General features: G+C 72.9%; 21 protein-coding genes and 1 pseudogene. 13 read left to right on the forward strand and 9 right to left on the reverse strand.

Going from position 1 to position 20347, the window contains the following annotated elements; all coding sequences use genetic code 11:
* The first annotated feature begins 4 nt into the window (after window positions 1-4).
* Complete coding sequence (locus tag OIE69_RS07435) at window positions 5-493, forward strand: Lrp/AsnC family transcriptional regulator (RefSeq protein WP_326571143.1); 489 nt, start codon at window positions 5-7, stop codon at window positions 491-493.
* Window positions 494-517: 24 nt separating this feature from the next.
* Window positions 518-1189 (forward strand): HAD family hydrolase, encoded by a 672-nt coding sequence (locus OIE69_RS07440; protein WP_326571144.1) that lies wholly within the window; start codon window positions 518-520, stop codon window positions 1187-1189.
* A 27-nt stretch (window positions 1190-1216) separates the two neighbouring features.
* On the opposite strand, the gene OIE69_RS07445 is transcribed toward OIE69_RS07440, so the two are convergent.
* The gene (locus tag OIE69_RS07445; protein ID WP_326571145.1) at window positions 1217-1639 is read right to left on the reverse strand and encodes a secondary thiamine-phosphate synthase enzyme YjbQ; all 423 of its coding nucleotides are present in this window, start codon (window positions 1637-1639) and stop codon (window positions 1217-1219) included.
* 142 nt (window positions 1640-1781) lie between these two features.
* On the opposite strand from OIE69_RS07445, the gene OIE69_RS44745 reads away from it, so the two are divergent.
* The 7 genes and pseudogenes from OIE69_RS44745 to OIE69_RS07475 all read left to right on the forward strand — a co-directional run bounded on the left by OIE69_RS44745 (window position 1782) and on the right by OIE69_RS07475 (window position 7681).
* Window positions 1782-1865 carry a putative leader peptide gene (locus tag OIE69_RS44745; RefSeq protein WP_392567653.1) on the forward strand — a complete coding sequence of 28 codons (84 nt, stop codon included), beginning with the start codon at window positions 1782-1784 and terminating at the stop codon, window positions 1863-1865.
* A gap of 184 nt (window positions 1866-2049) precedes the next feature.
* Window positions 2050-2955: an ABC transporter permease gene (locus OIE69_RS07450; RefSeq protein WP_326571146.1), complete on the forward strand. Its 906-nt coding sequence runs from the start codon at window positions 2050-2052 to the stop codon at window positions 2953-2955.
* A pseudogene (locus OIE69_RS07455) lies at window positions 2928-3697 on the forward strand (ABC transporter ATP-binding protein). The gene OIE69_RS07450 and the pseudogene OIE69_RS07455 overlap by 28 nt, the downstream one beginning before the upstream one ends.
* 32 nt (window positions 3698-3729) lie before the next feature.
* Entirely contained in the window at window positions 3730-4761 is a 1032-nt protein-coding gene (locus OIE69_RS07460; protein ID WP_326571147.1) for an ABC transporter substrate-binding protein, read from the forward strand.
* An 11-nt stretch (window positions 4762-4772) separates the two neighbouring features.
* The gene (locus OIE69_RS07465) at window positions 4773-5981 is read left to right on the forward strand and encodes an LLM class flavin-dependent oxidoreductase (RefSeq protein ID WP_326571148.1); all 1209 of its coding nucleotides are present in this window, start codon (window positions 4773-4775) and stop codon (window positions 5979-5981) included.
* 123 nt (window positions 5982-6104) lie between these two features.
* Window positions 6105-6560 (forward strand): hypothetical protein, encoded by a 456-nt coding sequence (locus OIE69_RS07470; protein WP_326571149.1) that lies wholly within the window; start codon window positions 6105-6107, stop codon window positions 6558-6560.
* Window positions 6561-6580: 20 nt separating this feature from the next.
* Complete coding sequence (locus tag OIE69_RS07475) at window positions 6581-7681, forward strand: NAD(P)-binding domain-containing protein (protein WP_392567654.1); 1101 nt, start codon at window positions 6581-6583, stop codon at window positions 7679-7681.
* A gap of 70 nt (window positions 7682-7751) precedes the next feature.
* Here OIE69_RS07475 and OIE69_RS07480 read toward each other — a convergent pair whose 3' ends face one another.
* Both OIE69_RS07480 and OIE69_RS07485 read right to left on the reverse strand, forming a co-directional pair.
* A complete protein-coding gene (locus tag OIE69_RS07480; RefSeq protein WP_326581034.1) occupies window positions 7752-8777 on the reverse strand; it encodes a LacI family DNA-binding transcriptional regulator in 1026 nt (341 codons plus the stop codon).
* Between the two features lie 200 nt (window positions 8778-8977).
* Window positions 8978-9298 carry an L-rhamnose mutarotase gene (locus OIE69_RS07485; protein WP_326571151.1) on the reverse strand — a complete coding sequence of 107 codons (321 nt, stop codon included), beginning with the start codon at window positions 9296-9298 and terminating at the stop codon, window positions 8978-8980.
* Window positions 9299-9485: 187 nt separating this feature from the next.
* On the opposite strand from OIE69_RS07485, the gene OIE69_RS07490 reads away from it, so the two are divergent.
* Genes OIE69_RS07490 through OIE69_RS07500 form a run of 3 tightly spaced genes read left to right on the forward strand, consistent with a single transcriptional unit; the run spans window position 9486 to window position 12420 of the window.
* Window positions 9486-10250, forward strand: coding sequence for a (Fe-S)-binding protein (locus OIE69_RS07490; RefSeq protein WP_326571152.1), 765 nt, complete (start codon window positions 9486-9488; stop codon window positions 10248-10250).
* Complete coding sequence (locus OIE69_RS07495) at window positions 10247-11776, forward strand: LutB/LldF family L-lactate oxidation iron-sulfur protein (RefSeq protein ID WP_326571153.1); 1530 nt, start codon at window positions 10247-10249, stop codon at window positions 11774-11776. The genes OIE69_RS07490 and OIE69_RS07495 overlap by 4 nt, the downstream gene beginning before the upstream one ends.
* The gene (locus OIE69_RS07500; RefSeq protein ID WP_326571154.1) at window positions 11773-12420 is read left to right on the forward strand and encodes a LutC/YkgG family protein; all 648 of its coding nucleotides are present in this window, start codon (window positions 11773-11775) and stop codon (window positions 12418-12420) included. The genes OIE69_RS07495 and OIE69_RS07500 overlap by 4 nt, the downstream gene beginning before the upstream one ends.
* Window positions 12421-12431: 11 nt before the next feature.
* Here OIE69_RS07500 and OIE69_RS07505 read toward each other — a convergent pair whose 3' ends face one another.
* From OIE69_RS07505 to OIE69_RS07520, 4 genes are all read right to left on the reverse strand, one after another.
* Window positions 12432-14087 carry a bifunctional 3'-5' exonuclease/DNA polymerase gene (locus OIE69_RS07505; protein WP_326571155.1) on the reverse strand — a complete coding sequence of 552 codons (1656 nt, stop codon included), beginning with the start codon at window positions 14085-14087 and terminating at the stop codon, window positions 12432-12434.
* A 44-nt stretch (window positions 14088-14131) separates the two neighbouring features.
* The gene (locus OIE69_RS07510; RefSeq protein ID WP_326571156.1) at window positions 14132-14506 is read right to left on the reverse strand and encodes a DoxX family protein; all 375 of its coding nucleotides are present in this window, start codon (window positions 14504-14506) and stop codon (window positions 14132-14134) included.
* A gap of 102 nt (window positions 14507-14608) precedes the next feature.
* Window positions 14609-15220, reverse strand: coding sequence for a hypothetical protein (locus tag OIE69_RS07515; protein WP_326571157.1), 612 nt, complete (start codon window positions 15218-15220; stop codon window positions 14609-14611).
* A gap of 9 nt (window positions 15221-15229) precedes the next feature.
* A complete protein-coding gene (locus OIE69_RS07520) occupies window positions 15230-16972 on the reverse strand; it encodes an ABC transporter ATP-binding protein (protein ID WP_326581035.1) in 1743 nt (580 codons plus the stop codon).
* A gap of 158 nt (window positions 16973-17130) precedes the next feature.
* Here OIE69_RS07520 and OIE69_RS07525 point away from each other — a divergent pair, with 158 nt between their 5' ends.
* The gene (locus OIE69_RS07525; RefSeq protein ID WP_326571158.1) at window positions 17131-17598 is read left to right on the forward strand and encodes a MarR family winged helix-turn-helix transcriptional regulator; all 468 of its coding nucleotides are present in this window, start codon (window positions 17131-17133) and stop codon (window positions 17596-17598) included.
* A 43-nt stretch (window positions 17599-17641) separates the two neighbouring features.
* Here the strand turns inward: OIE69_RS07525 and OIE69_RS07530 are convergent, their stop codons facing one another.
* Together OIE69_RS07530 and OIE69_RS07535 are read right to left on the reverse strand one after the other, a co-directional pair.
* Window positions 17642-19345 (reverse strand): carbohydrate-binding module family 20 domain-containing protein, encoded by a 1704-nt coding sequence (locus OIE69_RS07530; RefSeq protein WP_326571159.1) that lies wholly within the window; start codon window positions 19343-19345, stop codon window positions 17642-17644.
* A 231-nt stretch (window positions 19346-19576) separates the two neighbouring features.
* Window positions 19577-20293 (reverse strand): L,D-transpeptidase family protein, encoded by a 717-nt coding sequence (locus OIE69_RS07535; RefSeq protein ID WP_326571160.1) that lies wholly within the window; start codon window positions 20291-20293, stop codon window positions 19577-19579.
* Between the last annotated feature and the right edge of the window lie 54 nt (window positions 20294-20347).

A 20347-nucleotide genomic window follows, 5' to 3' on the forward strand; every position in this document is an offset into this window, starting at 1 on the left:
CCCCGTGCCCGCCGACGAGCTGGACGCCCGGATCCTGGCGCTGCTGCTGGAACAGCCGCGCACCAGCGTCCGCGAGTACGCCCGCATCCTGGGTGTGGCGCGGGGGACCCTGCAGGCGCGGCTGGACCGGCTGGACCGGGACGGGGTGATCACCGGGTACGGCCCGCGGCTCTCGCCGGAGGCCCTGGGGTACCGGGTGCTGGCCTTCGTCCACCTCGAGGTGACCCAGGGCCATCTGGACGCCACGGGCCGGGCCCTGGCCGCGGTGCCCGAGATCATCGAGGCGTTCTCGATCACCGGCGGCGGGGACCTGCTCACCCGGGTGGTCGCCCGGGACGCCGCGCACCTGGAGGACGTGATCCAGCGTCTGGTCCAGGTGCCGGGCGTGGTGCGCACCCGCACCGAGGTCGCGCTGCGCGAGCGGGTCCCGCAGCGGATGCTGCCGCTGGTGCGGGCAGTGGGCCGGGACGCGGCGGCCGGGCGCACGCCGTGACCACCGGCTTGGCATGCTGGGGGCATGACGCTCCCCGCGGTGATATTCGACCTCGACGGCACCCTCGTGGACAGCGAGCCCAACTACTTCGAGGCGGGCCGCCGGCTGCTGGCCGCGCACGGCGTGGACGACTTCACCTGGGAGCAGCACCGGCGCTTCATCGGCATCGGCACCAAGGAGACGCTGGAGGCCCTGCGCGAGGAGTACGCCCTGTCCGCGTCCGTCCAGGAGCTGCTGGACGGCAAGAACCGGCTCTACCTGGAGCTGGCCCGCGGCGCCACCGAGGTGTTCCCGCGGATGCGGGCGTTCGTCGAGCTGCTGGCGAAGGCGGGGCACCCCATGGCGGTGGCCTCGGGCTCCTCGCGGGAGGCGATCCGGGCGGTGCTGGCCGGCACCGGGCTGGACGCCCTGCTGACGACCGTGGTCTCGGCGGAGGAGGTCGAGCGCGGCAAACCCGCCCCGGACGTCTTCCTGGAGGCGGCGGCCCGGCTCGACGCGGACCCGGCGGACTGCGTGGTCGTCGAGGACGCGCCGCCCGGCGCGGAGGCCGCGCACCGGGCGGGCATGCGGTGCGTGGCCGTCCCTTACCTGGCCGTGCAGGCCGACGACCCCGCCTTCGCCACGGCCGGTCTGCTGGTGCGCGGCGGGCAGAGCGCCTTCGACGCGCGGGCGGTCATGGAGTGGCTGACGGCCTGACGCCCCGACGCGCGGGCCTCGCGGCGGTCACCCCAGGAAGCTCAGCCGCACCTGGCGCCGGGGGTTGTCGCGGTTGGTGTCGACCAGGACGACGGACTGCCAGGTGCCGAGTTCGAGCCGGCCGCCGACCACCGGGAGCGTGGCGTGCGGCGGGACGACGGCGGGCAGCACATGGTCGCGGCCGTGACCGGGGCTGCCGTGGCGGTGGCGCCAGCGGTCGTCGGCGGGGAGCAGGTCGTGGAGCGCCGCCAGCAGGTCGTCGTCGCTGCCCGCGCCGGTCTCGATGACGGCGATCCCGGCGGTGGCGTGCGGGACGAACACGTTGAGCAACCCGTCGCGTCCGTGGGCGACGTCGTCGAGGAAGTCGGCGCAGGCGCCGGTCAGATCGTGGACCGTCTCCCGGCTGCCGGTGGTGACGTCGATGGTGCGGGTGGAGAATGCGTCGGCCATGTGACCATGGTGGCCCACGTCGCGGGCCCGCGCGTTCCGGGGTGGCCGCGGGCGTTTCGGGGACGTCCGAGGACGTCCGAGGACGTTCCGAGGGCCGAGACGCCGTTGACGCCATCTGGACGGCCTGGCTACCGTCGTCGGCATGTCGCGTCCCGTTCCGCTCACCACGCGCGGTCACATCGACCTGCTGCGGGTGGCCTCCGCCGCCTGTCGCCGCGGCTGCTGACGCTTCCCCACCTTTTCGCACGCTCTTCCTCCGCGTGCTTTCCGCGCCTTTGCGCGCCCTTCCCGCACCGCCCCCCGTACGCGTTGCCAGTGACGAGTCGTAGCGCCCGCGCCTGCGCCTGACCGGTTGCGCGTACGGAGGGGCGTGCCTGCCCGCTCGCCGCCTCCCCATGTGGAGCCTTCCCATGAGCATCAGCAAAGCACCACCGGACATATCCCCTGTATCAGCTGACGTCCCACCGGACGCTCCACCGGACGTCCCTTCTGCCGTCCCGGCCGCGGCCGCCCTGGAACTGCGGCCCGTGGTCCCGGTCTCGGCCCGCCGCCGTTCACTCCCCCGCTGGCTGCGGCGCACCACGGGCCCTCTGCTGCTGCTCGCGGCGTGGCAGCTGCTCAGCGCGACGGGTGTGCTGCGGCCCGAGGTGCTGGCATCGCCGGGCACCATCGCCGGCACGGCGGCCGATCTTGTGACGAGCGGCCAACTGACCTCCGCCATGGCGGTGTCGCTGCAGCGCGTGGTGATCGGGCTGCTCCTCGGCGGCGCGGCCGGCATCGCGCTGGCCCTGCTGTCCGGGCTGTCCCGCCTGGGCGAGGACCTGGTCGACGCGAGCGTGCAGATGCTGCGCGCGGTGCCGTTCGTCGGCCTGATCCCGCTGTTCATCATCTGGCTCGGGATCGGCGAGGCCCCGAAGGTGACCCTCATCGCGCTCGGCGTCGCCTTCCACCTCTACCTCAACGTCTACGCGGGGATCCGCGGCGTCGACGAGCAACTGATCGAGGCGGGCACCTCGCTCGGGCTGTCCCGCCGGGCGCTGGTCCGGCACGTCGTCCTGCCCGGTGCGCTGCCCGGCGCGATGACGGGTCTGCGCTACTCGCTGGCGACCGCGTGGCTCGCCCTGGTCTTCGGGGAGCAGATCAACGCCTCCGACGGGATCGGCTTCCTGATGACCCAGGCGCGGGACTTCCTGCGGACCGACGTGATCGTGGTCTGCCTCGTCGTCTACGCCTTCCTCGGCCTCACCGCCGACATCGTCGTCCGCGCTCTCGAAAGGCTGCTGCTGCAATGGCGACCGACCTTCACCGGCCAGTGAGCCACGAAGTCCCGCCGGCCGCCGGCGGTCCCGCGGCCGTGCGCGTGGCGGGGCTGACCCGTGCCTTCGGCGGCCGGCCCGTCATCGACGGCCTCGACCTCACCCTGCGGCCGGGCGAGTTCACCGCTCTGCTCGGCCGCAGCGGCTGCGGCAAGAGCACGCTGCTGCGCGTCCTCGCCGGGCTCGACCGGGAGATCGCGGGCACCGTACTGGTACCGGAAAGGCGTGCGGTCGCCTTCCAGGCGCCGCGGCTCATGCCGTGGAAGCGGGTGTGGCGCAACGTCCTGCTCGGACTGCCGGGACGGCCCCAACGGGAACTCGCGGAAGCCGCGTTGGAGGAGGTCGGGCTGCGGGAGCGGTCCGGCGCCTGGCCGAAGACGCTGTCGGGGGTGAGGCCCAGCGCGCCTCGCTCGCCCGGGCGCTGGTCCGTGAGCCCGACCTGCTGCTGCTCGACGAGCCGTTCGGCGCGCTCGACGCGCTGACCCGCATCAAGGCGCAGCGCCTCGTCGCCGAGTTGTGGCAGCGCCGCGGCTGCGCGGTCCTGCTCGTCACGCACGACGTGGACGAGGCGCTGCTCCTGGCCGACCGTGCCCTGGTCATGCGGGACGGGGTCATCGCCCACGACACCCCGGTCGCGCTGCCCCGGCCCCGCGACGCCGGCGACCCCCGCTTCACCGCCCTGCGCTCCCGGCTGCTGGCCGAACTCGGCGTCGAGACCCCGGCGTCGACCGAAGCGGCCTGACCCGCCCTCACGAGAAGGACGACGGACCCACCATGAACACCACCCGGCGCATCGCCCCCGCCCTGCTGCTCCCGCTCACCCTCCTGCTCGCCGCCTGCGGCGTCTCCACCGCCGACACCTCCGTGGGCGGCACCGGCGACGGCACCGACGGCAAGGGCGCGGTCACCTTGAACGTCGGTGACCAGAAGGGCGGTTCCGAGGCCGTCCTGAGGGCCGCGGGCGAACTCGACGACCTCACCTACCGCATCAAGTGGTCGACCTTCACCTCCGGGCCGCCCCTGCTGGAGGCGGTGAACGCCAAAGCCGTGGACATCGGCGGGGTGGGCAACACCCCGCCGGTCTTCGCCGCCGGTTCAGGATCAAAGATCACGGTCGTGGCGGCCTCGCACGGCTCCTCCGAGGGCGAGGCCGTCGTGGTGCCCGGGGACTCGGCGCTGAAGCGGCTCGCCGACCTGAAGGGCAGGCGCATCGCGGTCGCCCAGGGCAGTTCCGCGCACTACCAGCTGATCACCTCGCTGCGGTCCGCCGGACTCTCGCTCGAGGACGTCGACGTCAGCTATCTGCAGCCCGCCGACGCGCTCGCCGCTTTCAGCGGTGGCAAAGTCGACGCCTGGGCGATCTGGGACCCTTACACCTCCCAGGTGCTGCGCAACAACGGCGCGCGCGTCCTGACCACCGGCACCGGGCGCGTCAATGGGCTCGCCTTCCAGGTCGCCGCACCGGGTGCGCTCGCCGACAAGGCGACGTCGGCCGCCATCGGCGACTACCTGGAGCGCCTGCGGCGCGCCCAGGAATGGGTCGCCGAACACCCGGAGCAGTGGGCGAAGGTGTGGGCCAAGGAGACCGGCCTGCCGTACGAGGTGGCGCTGGACGCGGTGGAGCGCACCAACGGCACCCGCGTCTCGGTGGCCGTGGACGACGCCGCCGTCGCCTCCGAGCAGGAGATCGCCGACACCTTCGAGGACCTCGGGCTCATCCCGCGGCACGTGGACTTCGCCGCCTTCGTCGACCGGCGCTTCAACGCCGGCCTGCCCGCCTCCACCACCGCCGCGCGCACCCGCTGAGAGGACCGCACATGTCCGTTCGCCTGCACTGGTTCCTGCCCACCGGCGGCGACGGCCGCACCCTGGTGGACCGTCACGCCTACACCGACGGCGGCGTCAAGCGCTCGCGCGTCACGCCGGTCTCCGGGGTGCGCGCCCCCGACGTCGACTACCTGGCACAGATCGCCCGGGCCGCCGACGGGCTGGGCTTCGAGGCCGTCCTGACGCCCACCGGCACCTGGTGCGAGGACGCGTGGCTGACCACGGTCGCGCTGTCGCAGCACACCGAGCGGCTGAAGTTCCTGGTCGCGTTCCGGCCGGGAGTCGTCTCGCCGGTCCTCGCCGCGCAGATGGCTGCGACCTACCAGCGGATCACCCGAGGCCGGCTGCTGCTCAACGTCGTCACCGGCGGGGACTCCGTCGAACAGCGGCGCTTCGGCGACCACCTGGACCACGACGCCCGCTACGCGCGCACCGACGAGTTCCTCTCGGTGGTGCGGGGGGTGTGGGGCGGGCGGCCCTTCGACTTCGACGGGGAGCACTACCGGGTCGAGGGCGGACTGACCGCGCTGCCGCCCGACCCGGTACCGCAGATCTTCTTCGGGGGTTCCTCACCGGCGGCCGGGCCCGTCGCCGCCCGGCACGCGGACGTCTACCTGACCTGGGGCGAGCCGCCGGCGCAGGTGAGGGCGAAGACCGACTGGATCCGCGGTCAGGCCGAGGCCCAGGGGCGCACCGTACGTTTCGGCATCCGTCTCCACGTGATCTCCCGCGACTCCGCCAAGGAGGCGTGGGCCACGGCGGAACGGCTGCTGGACGACCTCGACGAGGACACCGTCGCCGCCGCGCAGGAGGCGCTGGGGCGCAGCGAGTCGGTGGGCCAGCAGCGGATGGTGGCCCTGCACGGCGGTTCGCGCGACGGGCTCGAGATATCGCCGAACCTGTGGGCCGGGGTGGGCCTGGTGCGCGGCGGGGCCGGGACGGCGCTGGTCGGCAGCCACGCGGAGGTCGCCGACCGGATCGAGGAGTACCACGCCCTGGGGATCGACCACTTCGTGCTGTCGGGCTACCCGCACCTGGAGGAGGCGTACTGGTTCGGTGAGGGCGTCATGCCCGAACTGGCCGCACGGGGGCTGCTCGAGAGGGTGCCGACCGCGCCGCTCGCGGGCGTGTCCGCGGCGAACGGCCGGCCGGCGTCCGCGCCCGGCGGGGCGCCGCTGCTGCTCTCAGGAGGCCGCTGAACGGCACCGCACGACGGGGGCGGCCGTCCTGATCCGGGCGGCCGCCCCGATTGGTCTGGACCACTTGCCGCCCCTCGGGATAGGGTCGGCAGCGCCCGCCCGAGCGCCAGAGGGGGACTCCACGTGTACGCACCGCACCGCGTCGCCGCGCTGGTCGACGTCTGCCTGCTGCCCGTCGGCCGGACCCGCAGACCGCCGGAATGGCTCCGGCGCGGCCTGGAACGGGCCGGGGCGGTCACCATCGGCGTCCCCGCCGCGCTCAGCGGGCCCGCGGTCACGGAACTGCTGCGGGACGAGTTCGGCGACGGCGCGGTCGTGATCAGCGAACCGCTCGACACCGACGAGGTCGTGGAGGGCTGGGGGGTACCGGGCGCGGCCGTCCTCGCCTGGCTCTCGGGCGTGGACCTGCTCCAGCTCGGCCCCGGCTGCGGCGCGGGCGTCCGGGAGGCCATCCGCACCGCGGCCACCAGGGCGGTCGCCGACGGCGACCTGCCGCTGTCCCGCCTGGAGGAGGCGGCCGCGCGAGTGGCCCGGCTGCGCCGCGAGGTGTCCGCGGGAAGCTTCCGCGGACGCGCGTAGTTGGTGGAAGCGTGAACCATGTGGATGTGGACGTCGCCGTCATCGGGGCCGGGCAGGCCGGGCTGTCCGGCGCGTACTTCCTGCGAAGGGCGGGGATGCGGCCCGACGAGGACTTCGTCGTCCTCGACCACTCCCCCGGCCCCGGCGGCGCCTGGCAGTACCGCTGGCCGACGCTGACGTACGGCAGGGCGCACGGGGTGCACTCGCTGCCCGGCATGGAACTCGAGGGGGCCGACCCCGCCCGGCCGTCCGCCGAGGTCGTCGCGGAGTACTTCGACCGCTACGAGCGCACCTTCGACCTGCGCGTGCACCGCCCGGTCGACGTCTCCACGGTCCGTGAGGGCACGGAGGGCCGGCTGCTGGTCGAGTCCGACGCCGGCACCTGGGCGGCCCGCGCGCTGATCAACGCCACCGGGACCTGGGACCGGCCCTTCGTGCCGCGCTACCCGGGCCAGGAGGTCTTCCGCGGCCGCCAGCTGCACACGGCGGGCTACCGCGGGCGCGAGGAGTTCGCCGGGAAGCACGTGATCGTCGTCGGCGGCGGCACCTCCGCCGTCCAGCTGCTGATGGAGCTCCACGAGCCGGGCGGCGCGGCCGCGACGACCTGGGTCACCCGGCGGCCTCCCGTCTACCACGGCGGCCCCTTCGGGGAGGAGCAGGGCCGGGCCGCGGTCGCGCTGGTCGAGGAGCGCGTCAAGCGGGGTCTGCCGCCCCAGAGCGTGGTCAGCGTGACGGGGCTCCCCATGACCGAGGCGATGGAACGCGCCCGTGAGCGCGGCATCCTCGAACGCCTCCCCATGTTCGACCTGATCACCGAGGACGGCATGAGCTGGGCGGACGGCCGCCATGTCACCGCCGACGTCATCCTGTGGGCCACCGGTTTCCGCGCGGCCCTCGACCACCTCGCCCCGCTGCACCTGCGCGGCTCCGGCGGCGGCATCCGCCTGGAGGGGCTCACCCGGGTCGCCGCCGACCCCCGGATCCACCTCATCGGCTACGGCCCCTCCGCGAGCACGATCGGCGCGAACCGGGCCGGCCGCAGCGCGGTCCGCGAGATCCGCGCCCACCTGCGGGGACGGGACGGGACCCGGGCGCCGGAACCGGTGGCCGCGGCCGGCTGACGGCGTCCGTCCCGAACGCCCGGAACCCTGTCCCGCGTACCGGGAAGGCAACGGGGCCGCCCCTGAGGGCTCAGCGGACGGCGCGGCCGCTCTTGCCGAGGGTGGAGGCCCGGACGACGAGTTCGGGCTGGAAGACGATGCGCCGGTGCTCGTGTTCCTCTGCCGCGTCCCCGGTCTCCTCGATGAGCAGGTCGGCCGCCGCGCGGCCCATCCGGTACGCGGGCTGCCGTACGGAGGTGAGCGGCACCGCCGCGGCCGCCGCGAACTCGATGTCGTCGTAGCCGACCAGGGCGATCTCCTCGGGCACCGCGATGCCCGCGGCGTACAGCGCCTGGAGCACGCCCAGCGCGAGCAGGTCGTTGGCGCAGAAGACGGCGCTCGGGCGGTTGGCCATCCCCAGCAGGCGGGCGCCGGCGTCGCGTCCGGAGGGGACGTCGAGCCGCTCGGCCTCGATGTGCGCCAGGGACTCGGCGGGGAGCCCGGCGGCGGCAAGCGCGTCCAGGGCGCCGGCGCGCCGGTCCTGGCACTGGGCGAGGTGCATCGGACCGCTGACGTAGACGATGCGCTCGTGGCCGCGCTCGATGAGGTGGTCGACGGCGAGGCGGCCGCCCTCCGTGTCGTCCACGGACACCGAGCAGGCCTCGGCGCTCGGCACGACGCGGTCGACGAAGACGAAGGGGATGCCGTGCCGCCGGAAGGAGGTGATGTTCCGGCCGCTGGTGTCCGCGGGCGTCACCAGGACGCCGCGCACCCGCTGCTCGGCGAAGAGCCCGAGGTAGTCGGCCTCCTCCGAGGGGCTCTCGCCGCTGTTGCAGAGCATCACCCCGAGCCCGGTCTCCCGGGCGGCCCGCTCGGCCCCCGAGGCGACGTCCACGAAGAAGGGGTTGGCCATGTCGAGCACGAGCAGCGCGATGATCCTGCTGCGGCCCGCCCTCAACTGCCGGGCGGACTCACTTCGCACGTAGCCGAGTTGCTCGATGACCGACAGCACGCGGGCACGCGTGTCCTCGGAGACCATGTCGGGCCGGTTGATCACGTTCGACACCGTGCCGACCGAAACACCCGCCTGCCGGGCGACGTCCTTGATCCCCACCATGCGTGTCACGAGCTCCGCCCTACCTCCTGCCGCCGGCCCGCCGCAGGCCGCGGGTTCATGCTACGCATTCGTGACGGCGTCGGTGCCCACTGTGTCCGGGTGGCCGAACGGCGGTGGTGGAGCGGAACGGCGGGCTCCGGGGCGGAACAGCAGCCTCCGGGGCGGGGCGGATCGTCCGCGCGGGATGCGGCCGTGCGGCGTCACGCCAGGTGGAAGACCTCGGTGAGGGGCCGCATGGCCTCGTCGGGCCGGGTCCCGTCCAGCGCCTCGAAGAAGTCGGCCATCTCGGCCTGCCAGCGGGCGTTGACATCGGTCGCCGCCATCGCCTCCTGGGCGGCGGCGAAGTCCTCGGTCTCCAGGTAGCCGACGAGCAGACCGTCCTCGCGGAGGAAGAGCGAGTAGTTGTGCCAGCCGGTGGCGGAGAGGGCGTCCAGCATCTCGGGCCAGACGGCGGCGTGGCGCTCGCGGTACTCGGCGAGCCGGTCCTCGCGGACCTTCAACAGGAAACAGACGCGCTGCACGGTCGGCCCTGGCCTCTCGGGTCTGATATGAAAGGTTTCAATCGATGGCAGGGACGTTAGGACACCCCGACATGGCTCGTCAATGGCACCCTCTGCGACGCGCAGACATCCGATCTCTGCCCCATGGTGCGGGGCACATACGGCAGTATGAGCCCACGGGTGGCCGTGCCGACCGTAAGGAGGCCGCATGCGCGTAGCACTGTTCGTCACTTGCGTGAACGACACGCTGTACCCGGATACGGGGAAGGCTGTCGTGACCCTGCTGGAGCGGCTGGGGGTGACCGTGGACTTCCCCGCCGCACAGACCTGCTGCGGCCAGCCGCAGTTCAACACCGGCTACCGCCACGAGACGGAGCCCCTGGTCAAGCGGTACGCCAGGGCCTTCGAGGGCTATGACTACATCGTCACCCCGTCCGGTTCGTGCGCCGCGATGGTGCGTGACAACTACCCCCGGATCGGCGAGCGGGCCCGCGCGGAAGGACGCGGGGAGGGCCTCGCCGCCGTCGCCGCGTCAGTCGTGCCGCGCACCTACGAGCTGACCGAGTTCCTCACCGATGTGCTCAAGGTGACGGACGTCGGCGCCTACTTCCCCCATCCCGTCACCTATCATCCGACCTGTCATGGCCTGAGGATGCTGGGGCTGGGCCGCCGCCCGCAGGAGCTGCTCAGCCATGTGAAGGGGCTGGAGCTGGTCGAGCTGCCCGGCGCCGAGGAGTGCTGCGGGTTCGGCGGCACCTTCGCCGTCAAGAACGCGGCCGTCTCCGCCGCCATGGGCGCGGACAAGGCCCGCAACATCACCTCCACCGGCGCACGCGCCGTGTGCACGGTGGACAACTCCTGCCTGATGCACATCGGCGGCACCCTCGCCCGGCTCGGCTCCGAGGTCCGGCCGGTCCACCTCGCCGAGATCCTCGCGTCGACCGAGGAGCAGCCCTACGGAGGCAACCGATGAGCGGCACCTATCTGGGCATGCCCGCCTTCCCCGTCGCCGCCGGCGAGGCCGTGCGCGACACGACGCTGCGCCGCAACCTGCGGCACGCCACCCACACCATCCGGGACAAGCGGGCCCGCGCCGTCGCCGAACTCGACGACTGGCAGCAGTTGCGCGCGGCGGGCAAGCAGATCAAGGACGATGTGCTGCGCCATCTCGACCACTACCTGGTGCGGTTGGAGGAGGCGGTCACCACCACGGGCGGCACCGTCCACTGGGCCGCCGACGCGGACGAGGCCAACCGCATCGTGACGGACCTGGTGCGCGCCACCGGCGAGACCGAGGTCGTCAAGGTCAAGTCCATGGCGACGCAGGAGATCGGCCTCAACGACGCGCTCGCGGAGGCCGGGATCACCGCCTACGAGACGGACCTGGCCGAGCTGATCGTGCAGCTCGGCGACGACCTGCCGAGCCACATCCTGGTGCCCGCGATCCACCGCAACCGCTCCGAGATCCGCGACATCTTCACCGACGCCATGGGCCGCTGGGGCCGTCCCGCACCCGAGGGACTGTCGGACTCCCCCGCCGAACTGGCCGAGGCCGCACGGCTCCACCTCCGGGAGAAGTTCCTGCGCGCCAAGGTCGGCATCTCGGGCGCCAACTTCATGATCGCCGAGACCGGCACCCTGGTCGTGGTGGAGTCCGAGGGCAACGGCCGCATGTGCCTGACGCTGCCCGAGACCCTGATCTCGGTGGTCGGCATCGAGAAGGTGCTGCCGAGCTGGCAGGACCTCGAGGTGTTCCTGCAGCTCCTGCCGCGCTCCTCCACGGCCGAACGGATGAACCCGTACACGAGCACCTGGACCGGGACCACCGACGAGGACGGGCCGCGCGCCTTCCATCTCGTCCTGGTCGACAACGGCCGCACCGACACCCTCGCCGACGAGGTGGGCCGGCAGGCGCTGCGCTGCATCCGCTGCTCGGCCTGCCTCAACGTCTGCCCGGTGTACGAGCGGGCGGGCGGGCACGCGTACGGCTCCGCCTACCCGGGGCCGATCGGCGCCATCCTCACCCCGCAGCTCCGCGGCACGGACACCGCGCTCGACGCCTCGCTGCCGTACGCCTCGTCCCTCTGCGGCGCATGCTACGAGGTGTGCCCGGTCGCCATCGACATCCCGGAGGTCCTCGTCCACCTGCGGGAACGCGTGGTGCAGGGCGGTGAGGTGACCCGGGCGGGCAACAGGGTGACGCTCAGGCCCGCCAAGGGCCACGCGGCGGAGCGGGCGGCCATGCGCGCGGCGCGCTGGACGCTGGACCACCCGGCGGCGCTGCGCGCCGGCCAGCGGCTGGCGTCGCGGACCCGCAGGTTCCACCCGCGGCGGCTGCCGGGGCCCGGAAAGGCGTGGACCGACACCCGGGACGTCCCGGCGGTGCCGGCGGAGTCCTTCCGGGACTGGTGGCAGCGCACCCGGGGGACGGGCGCACCGGACCCCGGCACAGCCACCGGCACCGGCACCGGCACCGAGAGCAGGGAGGGCACCAAGTGAGCACCCGTGACCAGGTCCTGGGGCGGATCCGCCGCGCCCTCGCCGGAGCGCCGCACGAAGCGGCACCGGCACGCGGCGCGGTGGACCGCGGCTATCTGCGCGTCCACGGACAACGGGACGCGGCACAGACCGCGGATCTGCTGGCCGAGAACCTCGCCGACTACCGTGCGATCGTCCACCGCGCCACCGGCGACGAACTCCCCGGCCGCCTCGCGGGCCTGCTGGCCGCCCGCGGCGCCCGCCGGGTCGTCGTACCGCCCGGTCTTCCGGAGTGGTGGCTCTCGGCGGTGCAGGAGGTGGAGCGGGTGCCCGACTCGGCCGGGCTGACGGCGCGCGAGCTCGACGCCGTCGACAGCGTCGTCACCGGCTGCGCGGTGGCGATCGCCGAGACCGGCACCATCGTGCTGGATGCCGGGCCCGACCAGGGTCGGCGCAGGATCACCCTCGTCCCGGACCACCACGTCGTCGTCGTGCGCGTCCCGGAGCAGGTCGTGGACTCGGTGCCGCAGGCGCTGGAACGGCTCGATCCCGTCCGGCCGTTGACGTGGATCTCCGGGCCCTCGGCCACCAGCGACATCGAGCTGGACCGCGTCGAGGGTGTGCACGGGCCGCGCACCCTGGAGGTCGTGCTCGTCACGGACTGACCGCGCGCCGCTCATTTGGCGTCCGCGTAGCACTCGACGACATGGGTCTGCAGCGGGAAGGGCACCGGCGTCGGGCCGAAGAGCAGGCGCCGGGCCTCCTCCGCGGACTCGGCGACGGCGCGCTCCACGTCGGGGGCCAGCTCCTGGGGTGTGTGCACGATGACCTCGTCGTGCAGGAAGAACACCAGGCGCGGCCCTCCGCCCAGCGCGGCCAGGCGGCGGCGCAGGGAGGCCAGCACGGCCAGCGCCCATTCGGCGGCCGTGGCCTGGATGACGAAGTTGCGGGTGAAGCGCCCCCAGGAGCGGGCCTGCGCGTCGGTGAGGTCCTGCCGGTCGGCGGACGGGGCCGGTGAGGTACGCCCGAGGTGGGACCGGACGACGCCGCCGCCCTCGCCGGTACGGGCGGCGGACTCCACCAGGCGCATGGCGTCCGGGAAGCGGCGGCGCAGCACTTCCAGCAGCGGCCCCACCTCCCCGCTGGTCTGGCCGTACATGGCACCCAGCAGACCGAGCTTGGCCCGGGCGCGGTCGCCGCCGAACGCGGTGTGCGCGAGGGCGGCGTAGAGGTCGCCCTCGGCGGCGGCCGCCATCAGCCCGGGATCACCGGAGAGGGCGGCCAGGACGCGGGGTTCCAGCTGGCCCGCGTCGGCGACGACCAGCCGGTGCCCGGGGTCGGCGACCACGGCGGCGCGGATCTGCCGGGGGATCTGCAGGGCGCCGCCGCCGCGGGTGGCCCAGCGGCCGGAGACGACACCGCCGACGACGTATTCGGGGTGGAACCGCCCGGTGGGAGCCCACTGTTCGCGCCAGGCCCAGCCGTGGGCGCTGTGGATGCGGGAGAGCTCCTTGTAGCGCAGCAGCAGCGCGGCGGCCGGGTGCCCGACCTCCCGCAGCACATGGGAGCGGGTGGAGCCGATCTTCACTCCCACGCGCTCGAAGGCGGGCAGCAGTTGGGCGGGCGAGTCGGGGTTGACCGGGCGGCCCAGGGCTTCCTGGATGCCGGTGGCGAGCTCGGAGAGCACCTTGGGGCGGATGCCGCCGGCCGGACGGGGGCCCAGCAGCCCGATGAGCACCGCGTCGTGGGCGGCCGCGCTCCAGGGCAGGCCGTCCCAGGTCATCTCGGCGGCGGCCAGGGCGCCGGCGGACTCGGCGGCGCACAGCAGGCGCAGCCGGTCGGGGTGTTCGGACAGGGCGATGCGACGCTGCTGGTCGGCGTGGACGGCGACCACCGCCTCCAGCGGGTCGGTGCCCGGCGGCAGATGGTGGCGGTCGGCGGCGAAGAGCACCGGCTGGTCGTCGGGGCCGCCCTCGCGCGCGTCCTCCGGCACGGGGAGCCCGCGCGGCCGGGCCCACGCGGCGCCCAGCGAACGGGGCAGGCCCCAGCGTTCCTCGGATCCGAGCAGCAGTGCCTCGACGAGCTTGAGGTCGTGGCACCGGGCCGGACGTACCGGGACCCGCTCCAGCAGCGACGGGTAGATCTCGTCGGTCGCCGCCCACACCCAGCGGGGCGCCTGCCGGGCCTCGCGCTCGGCGACGGCCGCCGCGAGGTCGCCGACGGTCTGCGGGGGCCCGTCCGCGGTGCCGTCCTCGCGCAGCGCCTGCAGCCGCCCGCCGGTCCCCAGGGGATCGGCGACGACGGCGACGGACAGACTCCTGGGCGAGGTCACCGTTCGAGAGTAGAACGAGGTACCGACAACGCCCCGCGTGCCGGTCAGGGACGGTTGTCGCGGCTCACCTTCAGGGCCCACAGCACGAGCGGCGCCTGCAGCGGCAGCCGGGCGTAGGCCGCCTTCCGCAGGGGCGCGGGCCGGTCGCGCCAGTCGTGGGCCATCTTCACGTTGGCGGGGAGCACGGCGGTGAAGAAGCCGGCCGCCAGCAGGGCGCTCGCCCGGCGGGTGCGGGGCAGGGCGATGCCCGCGGCGAGCGCCAGCTCCACCGCGCCGCTGACGTAGGTCCAGGTACGGGGCTCACCGGGCAGGACGCGCGGGACGATCGCGTCGAAGGGCCGGGGCGCCACGAAGTGTGCGGTGCCCGTGGTGGCGAGCAGCCTGGCCAGCAGCAGGGCGGAGCGGTCGGACGCGGCCATCGGTTACCTCCTGCGGTCTGCGCGGCGCCGCTCAGGCTAGCGCCGGCGCCCTGTGCCGGGCGGGCGATCGCCCGGGCCCTGGTGTGCGCTTACTCACCCGGCTCACGGCGTGGTGAAGGCCGGTCCGGCGAAGGGCGGCAGCGCCGCGAACTCCGGGGCGACCCGGAGCGACACGGCGAGCTGGGCGAGCGCGTCCCGGATCCGGGTGAGGGGGTGCTCCGGGAAGTGCGCGTCGTAGTGGGGGGCGTCGCCCCAGTGGAAGGGCAGGCCCTGCCGCAGGTCGGCGGCGTACGGATGGGGCATGAAATAGTGCTCGGGGCCGAGTTCGATGAGCACCTTCGCCTCCCGGGCGCCGGTGGTGCCCTGCTCCAGGGCCTGCACCTTCACGACGGCGCTGCAGGAGGCGCGGGGAAGGGTGTAGCTGCCCAGGAACGCCTGGCCGGTGGGGCGGTCCGGCAGGGGGACTTTGATGACCTGGCGCAGCGTCGGCACCGTCCCCAGGTGCAGGACGTCGGCCTCGATGAGGCCGCCGCCCGCCCCGGCCGTGTAGTGGGCCAGGGCGTGGCGCAGGCGCGGCAGGTCCTCCAGGGGCGCGGGGATGTCCGGCGGCACGTCGAACCAGTGCAGGCTGACGAGGTCGCCGTGGTCGTTGGTCCAGGCGTCCGCCTCGATCTGCCGGTAGCCGGGGAGTTCCGCCCCCGCGATGGGTCCCATGGCCGAGGATCATGCCGTATGGACGAGTTGGGCGTCACGGCGGACCAGGGCGGCGTAGCGGCCGTCCATGGCGAGCAGTTCGTCGTGGCTTCCGCGTTCCACGATCCGGCCGTGGTCGAGGACGACGATCTGGTCGGCGTCGCGGACGGTGGACAGCCGGTGGGCGATGGTGATCGTCGTGCGGCCCGCCGAGAGGCCGTCGATGGCGTCCTGGACGGCGTGCTCGGTACGTGTGTCCAGCGCGCTGGTGGCTTCGTCGAGGATGAGGACCGGGGGGTCCCGCAGGATCGTCCGCGCGATGGCGAGTCGCTGCTTCTCGCCACCCGAGAAGCGGTAGCCGCGCTCGCCGACCACGGTGTCGTAGCCGTCGGGAAGGCCCGCGATGTGGTCGTGGATCTGCGCGGCACGCGCGGCGGCGGCGACCTCCTCGTCGGTGGCGTCGGGCTTGGCGAAGCGCAGGTTCTCGGCGACCGAGGCGTGGAAGAGGTACGTCTCCTGGGAGACGACGCCGACCGACGCGGCAAGCGTGTCGAAGGCCAGGTCGCGCACGTCGTGGCCGTCGAGAGTGACGCGCCCCTCCGTGACGTCGTACAGCCGGGGCACGAGGTAGCTCAGGGTGCTCTTGCCGGAGCCGGTGGCGCCGACGACGGCCAGGCTGCCGCCGGCCGGGACCGTCAGGTCGATGCCGTCGAGGGTGCGCCCGGGCGAGGCCGGGTCGTAGGAGAAGCCGACGCCTTCGAAGCGGATGTCGCCGCGCACGCGCGGGAGGCGTACGGCGTCGTCCTTCTCGGTGATGTCGACGGGCAGGTCGAGGTACTCGAAGATGCGCTGGAAGAGCGCGAGCGAGGTCTGCATCTGGACACCGGTCGACAGCAGGCTGACGGTGGGCCGGAACAGTCCCTGCTGGAGCGAGACGAAGGCCACGAGCGTGCCGATGGACACGGTGCCGCCCGCTCCGTGCACGGCGATGCCGGCGACCCAGTAGATGAGCGCGGGCATGGCGGCCATGACCACGCCGATGGTGGACATGCGCCAGCGGCCGGCCATGTTGGAGCGCACCTCGAGGTCGACCAGCCGGTCCGACTCGTCAGCGAAGGAGCGCGTGAGGGAGTCGGCGCGTCCCATGGTGCGGCCGAGGAGGATGCCGCTGACCGAGAGCGACTCGGTGACGATGGCGGACATCGCGGCCATCTGCTTCTGGCGCTGGGTGGTGATCTTCTTGCGTTCGGTGCCGACCCGGCGGCTGATCCACACGAAGACCGGGAGCAGCAGCAGGGAGGCGATGGTCAGCCGCCAGTCCAGGGCGATCATCGCGACGACGGTGGCCACGACGCTGGTGAGGTTGGAGACCAGCGAGGTCGCGGTGGAGGTGACGGTGGCCTGCATGCCGCCGATGTCGTTGGCTATGCGGGACTGCACCTCTCCGGTGCGCGTCCGGGTGAAGAAGGCGAGCGACATGCGCTGCAGCCGCTCGTAGACGGCGGTGCGCAGGTCGTGCATGACGCGCTGGCCGACCGTGGTGGAGATCAGGGTCTGCAGGACTCCGAAGACGCTGTTGAGGACCGCGGTGGCGATCATGCCGAGGGCGAGCAGGCTCAGCAGCCCGGTGCGGCCCTGCGGGATCGCGGTGTCGAGGATCTCGCGCAGCATGAAGGGCGAGGCGACCGAGACGAGCGAGGCGGCGCCGACGAGGAGTCCGACGAGGGCGAGGCGGGCGCGGTAGGGACGGAAGAGCCGCACGACGCGGCGCACGTCGGTGGGTCGGGCGGGGTCCTTGGGCGGCGGGGTCCACCGCGAGGTTTCATCGGGGTGCAAAGGGCCTCCGAAGGCTCCGGGCAGGGCAGAACGATGAGAGTGTAGTTCATTGTTACCTATACTCACAATGAAGTGCATCCTGATACCCTCTGACCATGGAATCCCGCACCTCCGCCGCGGACACCGACGAGACCACCGGGCGCCTCGCCGACCAGTTGCTGTGGCTGACCCGCCGGCTGCACCGCGCACAGCGGCGGCACCTGGAGCCGGTGGGCGTCACGCCGGCCCAGGCGCGCATGCTGCGCACGGTCGCGCACATCCTCAAGAGCGGGCCCGCGCCCCGGATGGCCGACCTCGCGGAACGGCTGGACGTCGTGCCGCGCGCGGTGACGAGCCTGACCGACGCCCTGGAGGAGCGGGGGCTCGTCCGCAGGGCGCCCGACCCGGCCAACCGCAGGGTGGTGCGCATCGAGCTCACCGAGGAGGGCGACGACGCCGTACGACGGTTGCGCGGGGCCCGCCGGGCGGCGGCCGAGGAACTGCTCGCCCCCCTGGACACGGACCAGCGCGATGCCCTGACGGCGTTGCTCGCCGCCCTGGACACCGCGCCGGGTCGCTGCTGAGGGCCGGAGGACCGGAATCGGCGCGCCAAAACGCGCCGGGGCCTCAGGCGCGCCAGGTGTCGCTCAGCGTCACCTTGCCGCTCGCGGGGACGGTCGCCGTACGGTTGGCGCCGGACTCCCAGGTGACGTTTCCGCCGCTGTCCTTCTTGATGTACTTGTACTCGAAGGACGTGCCCGCGCCCATGGAGACGTCGAGCTTCCACACCGGGTAGGCCGCCGAGGACATCGGCAGGGCGCTGCCGGTGTTCCAGTTGCCGAGCGCGGCGTTGTTGCCGACGACGTAGACGTTCTGGCCCCACACCGTGGTGGCGTTGGCCGAGAAGGACGCACCGCTCGCGGGAGTGGTGCCGCCTCCGGTGCCGCACGGGGCACCGGTGTGGAGCGCGACCGCGTCGTTGGCACCGATGGTGGCGGTGAACCTGCCGTCCGAGCCGACGGTGTAGGTGGCGCCGCTGTGCTGCACGTCGCAATAGGTGCCGGCGGGCAGCGAGGTGGTGAAGGTCTGCGTCAGCGGGCCGCTCTCGTGGTTGATGGCGACGTAGCCCTTGCTGCCACGCCCGAAGGCGATGGCGTTGTTGCCGTTGGACCACCAGTTGGTCACCGCCGTGCCGGCCACGGCGTTGCGGAACCCGACCATGCCCGCGATCTGCGGCCAGGCGTGCTGGCACTTCCAGCCGTCGCTGTAGCAGGCGTTGACGGTGCCGCCGTTGGGCGGGCCCGCGTCGTTGTCGGAGAACTCGTAGCCGGAGTAGACGTTCGGCGAGCCGTAGGGCCAGGCCAGCATGTAGACGTTGGCCAGGGTGTAGGTCGCGCCCGCCTTGTAGTTGAGCGTGGAACCGTTGCGCTCGGTGTCCCAGTTGTCGACGAAGGTGCGGGAGTTGCCGCTCGAGAGGTAGCCCGCGCCCCATGAGGCGCCCCAGTTGCCGAGGTAGGCGAGCTTCTCGCTGGTGAAGATCCGCTTCAGGTCGTACGCGCCCTGGAAGGCGTCGACGTCACCGGTGCCGGTGTACTCACCGGGCTGCACGGCCTCTCCGGAGCCGTAGATGACCTCGTGCACCCAGAAGACCGAGGGGTTGGTGAGCTTGGCCTTGATGGCCGCGAGGTCCGAGGCCGCCATGTGCTTGGCGGCATCGATGCGGAATCCGTCGACTCCCAGCGCGATGAGGTTGTTCATGTACGCCGCGATCGTCGAGCGCACGTAGTCGCTGCCGGTGTTCAGGTCCGAGAGCCCGACGAGTTCGCAGTTCTGGACGTTGTCGCGGTTGGTGTAGTCGGAGATGTTCGTCCGGCAGGAGTGGAAGTCCTGGTTCTGGTAATACCCCGGGTAGTTGTACTTGCTGTACGACGTGCCGCCGGTACCGGTGCCGGAGCCGGCGCTCATGTGGTTGATGACGGCGTCCGCGACGACCTTCACCCCGGCGGCGTGGCAGGTGTCGACCATGTTCCTGAATGCCGTGCTGTCGCCCAGCCGGCCCGCTATGCGGTAGCTGACGGGCTGGTAGGAGGTCCACCACTGCGCGCCCTGCACGTGCTCCTGGGGCGGCGACACCTCGACGTAGCCGTACCCGGCCGGGCCGAGCGTGCTGGTGCACTCCTTGGCGACCGAGGCGAACTTCCACTCGAAGAGGGTGGCGGTGACGTCCTTGCTTCCGGGCGGTGCTGCCTCGGCCGGCTGCTGCGAGACGCCGACGAGCCCGGCCGTGCCGAGCAGGGCGGCCAGACCCGCGCGCAGAAAACGCGATCTCATGGTGCGGCTCCTTCGTGTTCGGGCACAAAGGTGCCCCGAAGACAGCCACGCGCCGGGCCATCGAGTGTGGGGGCGGAGTTCCCGCCCGTGGGAACTCCGGGTAGGAGACTGGCGCCACCGGCGGGTAGCGTCAATACGTCGCGTGAAAAACTTTCAACTTCTTGCGGAAAAGTCCTGCTTCGCTCTTGCAGCAGTCCCGCAAGCCGCGCACTCCGGCATCCTGATCAGCCGTCAGGCCTTCAGGTGCGCCCGGTCCCCCATCACCACGACCGGGTGCAGCGCCGGGTCGAGCGTGCGCAGCAGGTACTCCATGTCTGCCTTGGACTGGCTGACGCAGGCCGACGTACCGCTGCCGTGGTCCATGTGCAGCCAGATGCCGCCGCCCTTGGACTGACCCTGGGGCCGGGTCGGGTCGAGCGGGGACGTGCCCTTGACCCGGTTGTAGTCGATGGCGATGACCAGGTCGAAGTCGTGCCAGTGCGAACGGGACCACGACCGCGGCGCGGTGAAGGCGGAGGAGTGGTGGTACGGGAGCCGGGACTCCGGTTCGGCCAGAACGCCGCCGGCGTCCGACAGTGTGAAGACGCCCACCGGACTCTTCTTGTCGCCCTCATGGTGGTCGGTCGTCCAGCCGCGCTTGCCGTTGTGCCCGGACCAGGAGCGCTCGCGCTTCCACAGGTCGCCCTGCCGGGTGTACAGCACGATGGTCGAGTCCGCCGAACGCGCATCGTCCCCGTACACCGCCACGACCTGACGGGAACCGGCCGGGATACGCGACCGCAGCGCGGGACCGACACCCGGGATCTGCTGCGTGGCGGCCGCCTGGGTCGCTCGCGGCGGCTGCCTCACCGTCTGCCGCGACGTGTCCCGGTGCTCATCGGCGCCCCCGGCACAGCCGGCCAGCAGCACCAGCGCCGCCGCGACGACCACCGTCCCCGCCCCACGCATCACTCGAACCGCCCCTCTTTTGTGCAGTCGCGCTCCATCTTCGCACCCCTGGTC

It is taken from the genome of Actinacidiphila glaucinigra, assembly GCF_035918135.1.
Taxonomy (GTDB): Bacteria; Actinomycetota; Actinomycetes; order Streptomycetales; family Streptomycetaceae; genus Actinacidiphila; species Actinacidiphila glaucinigra.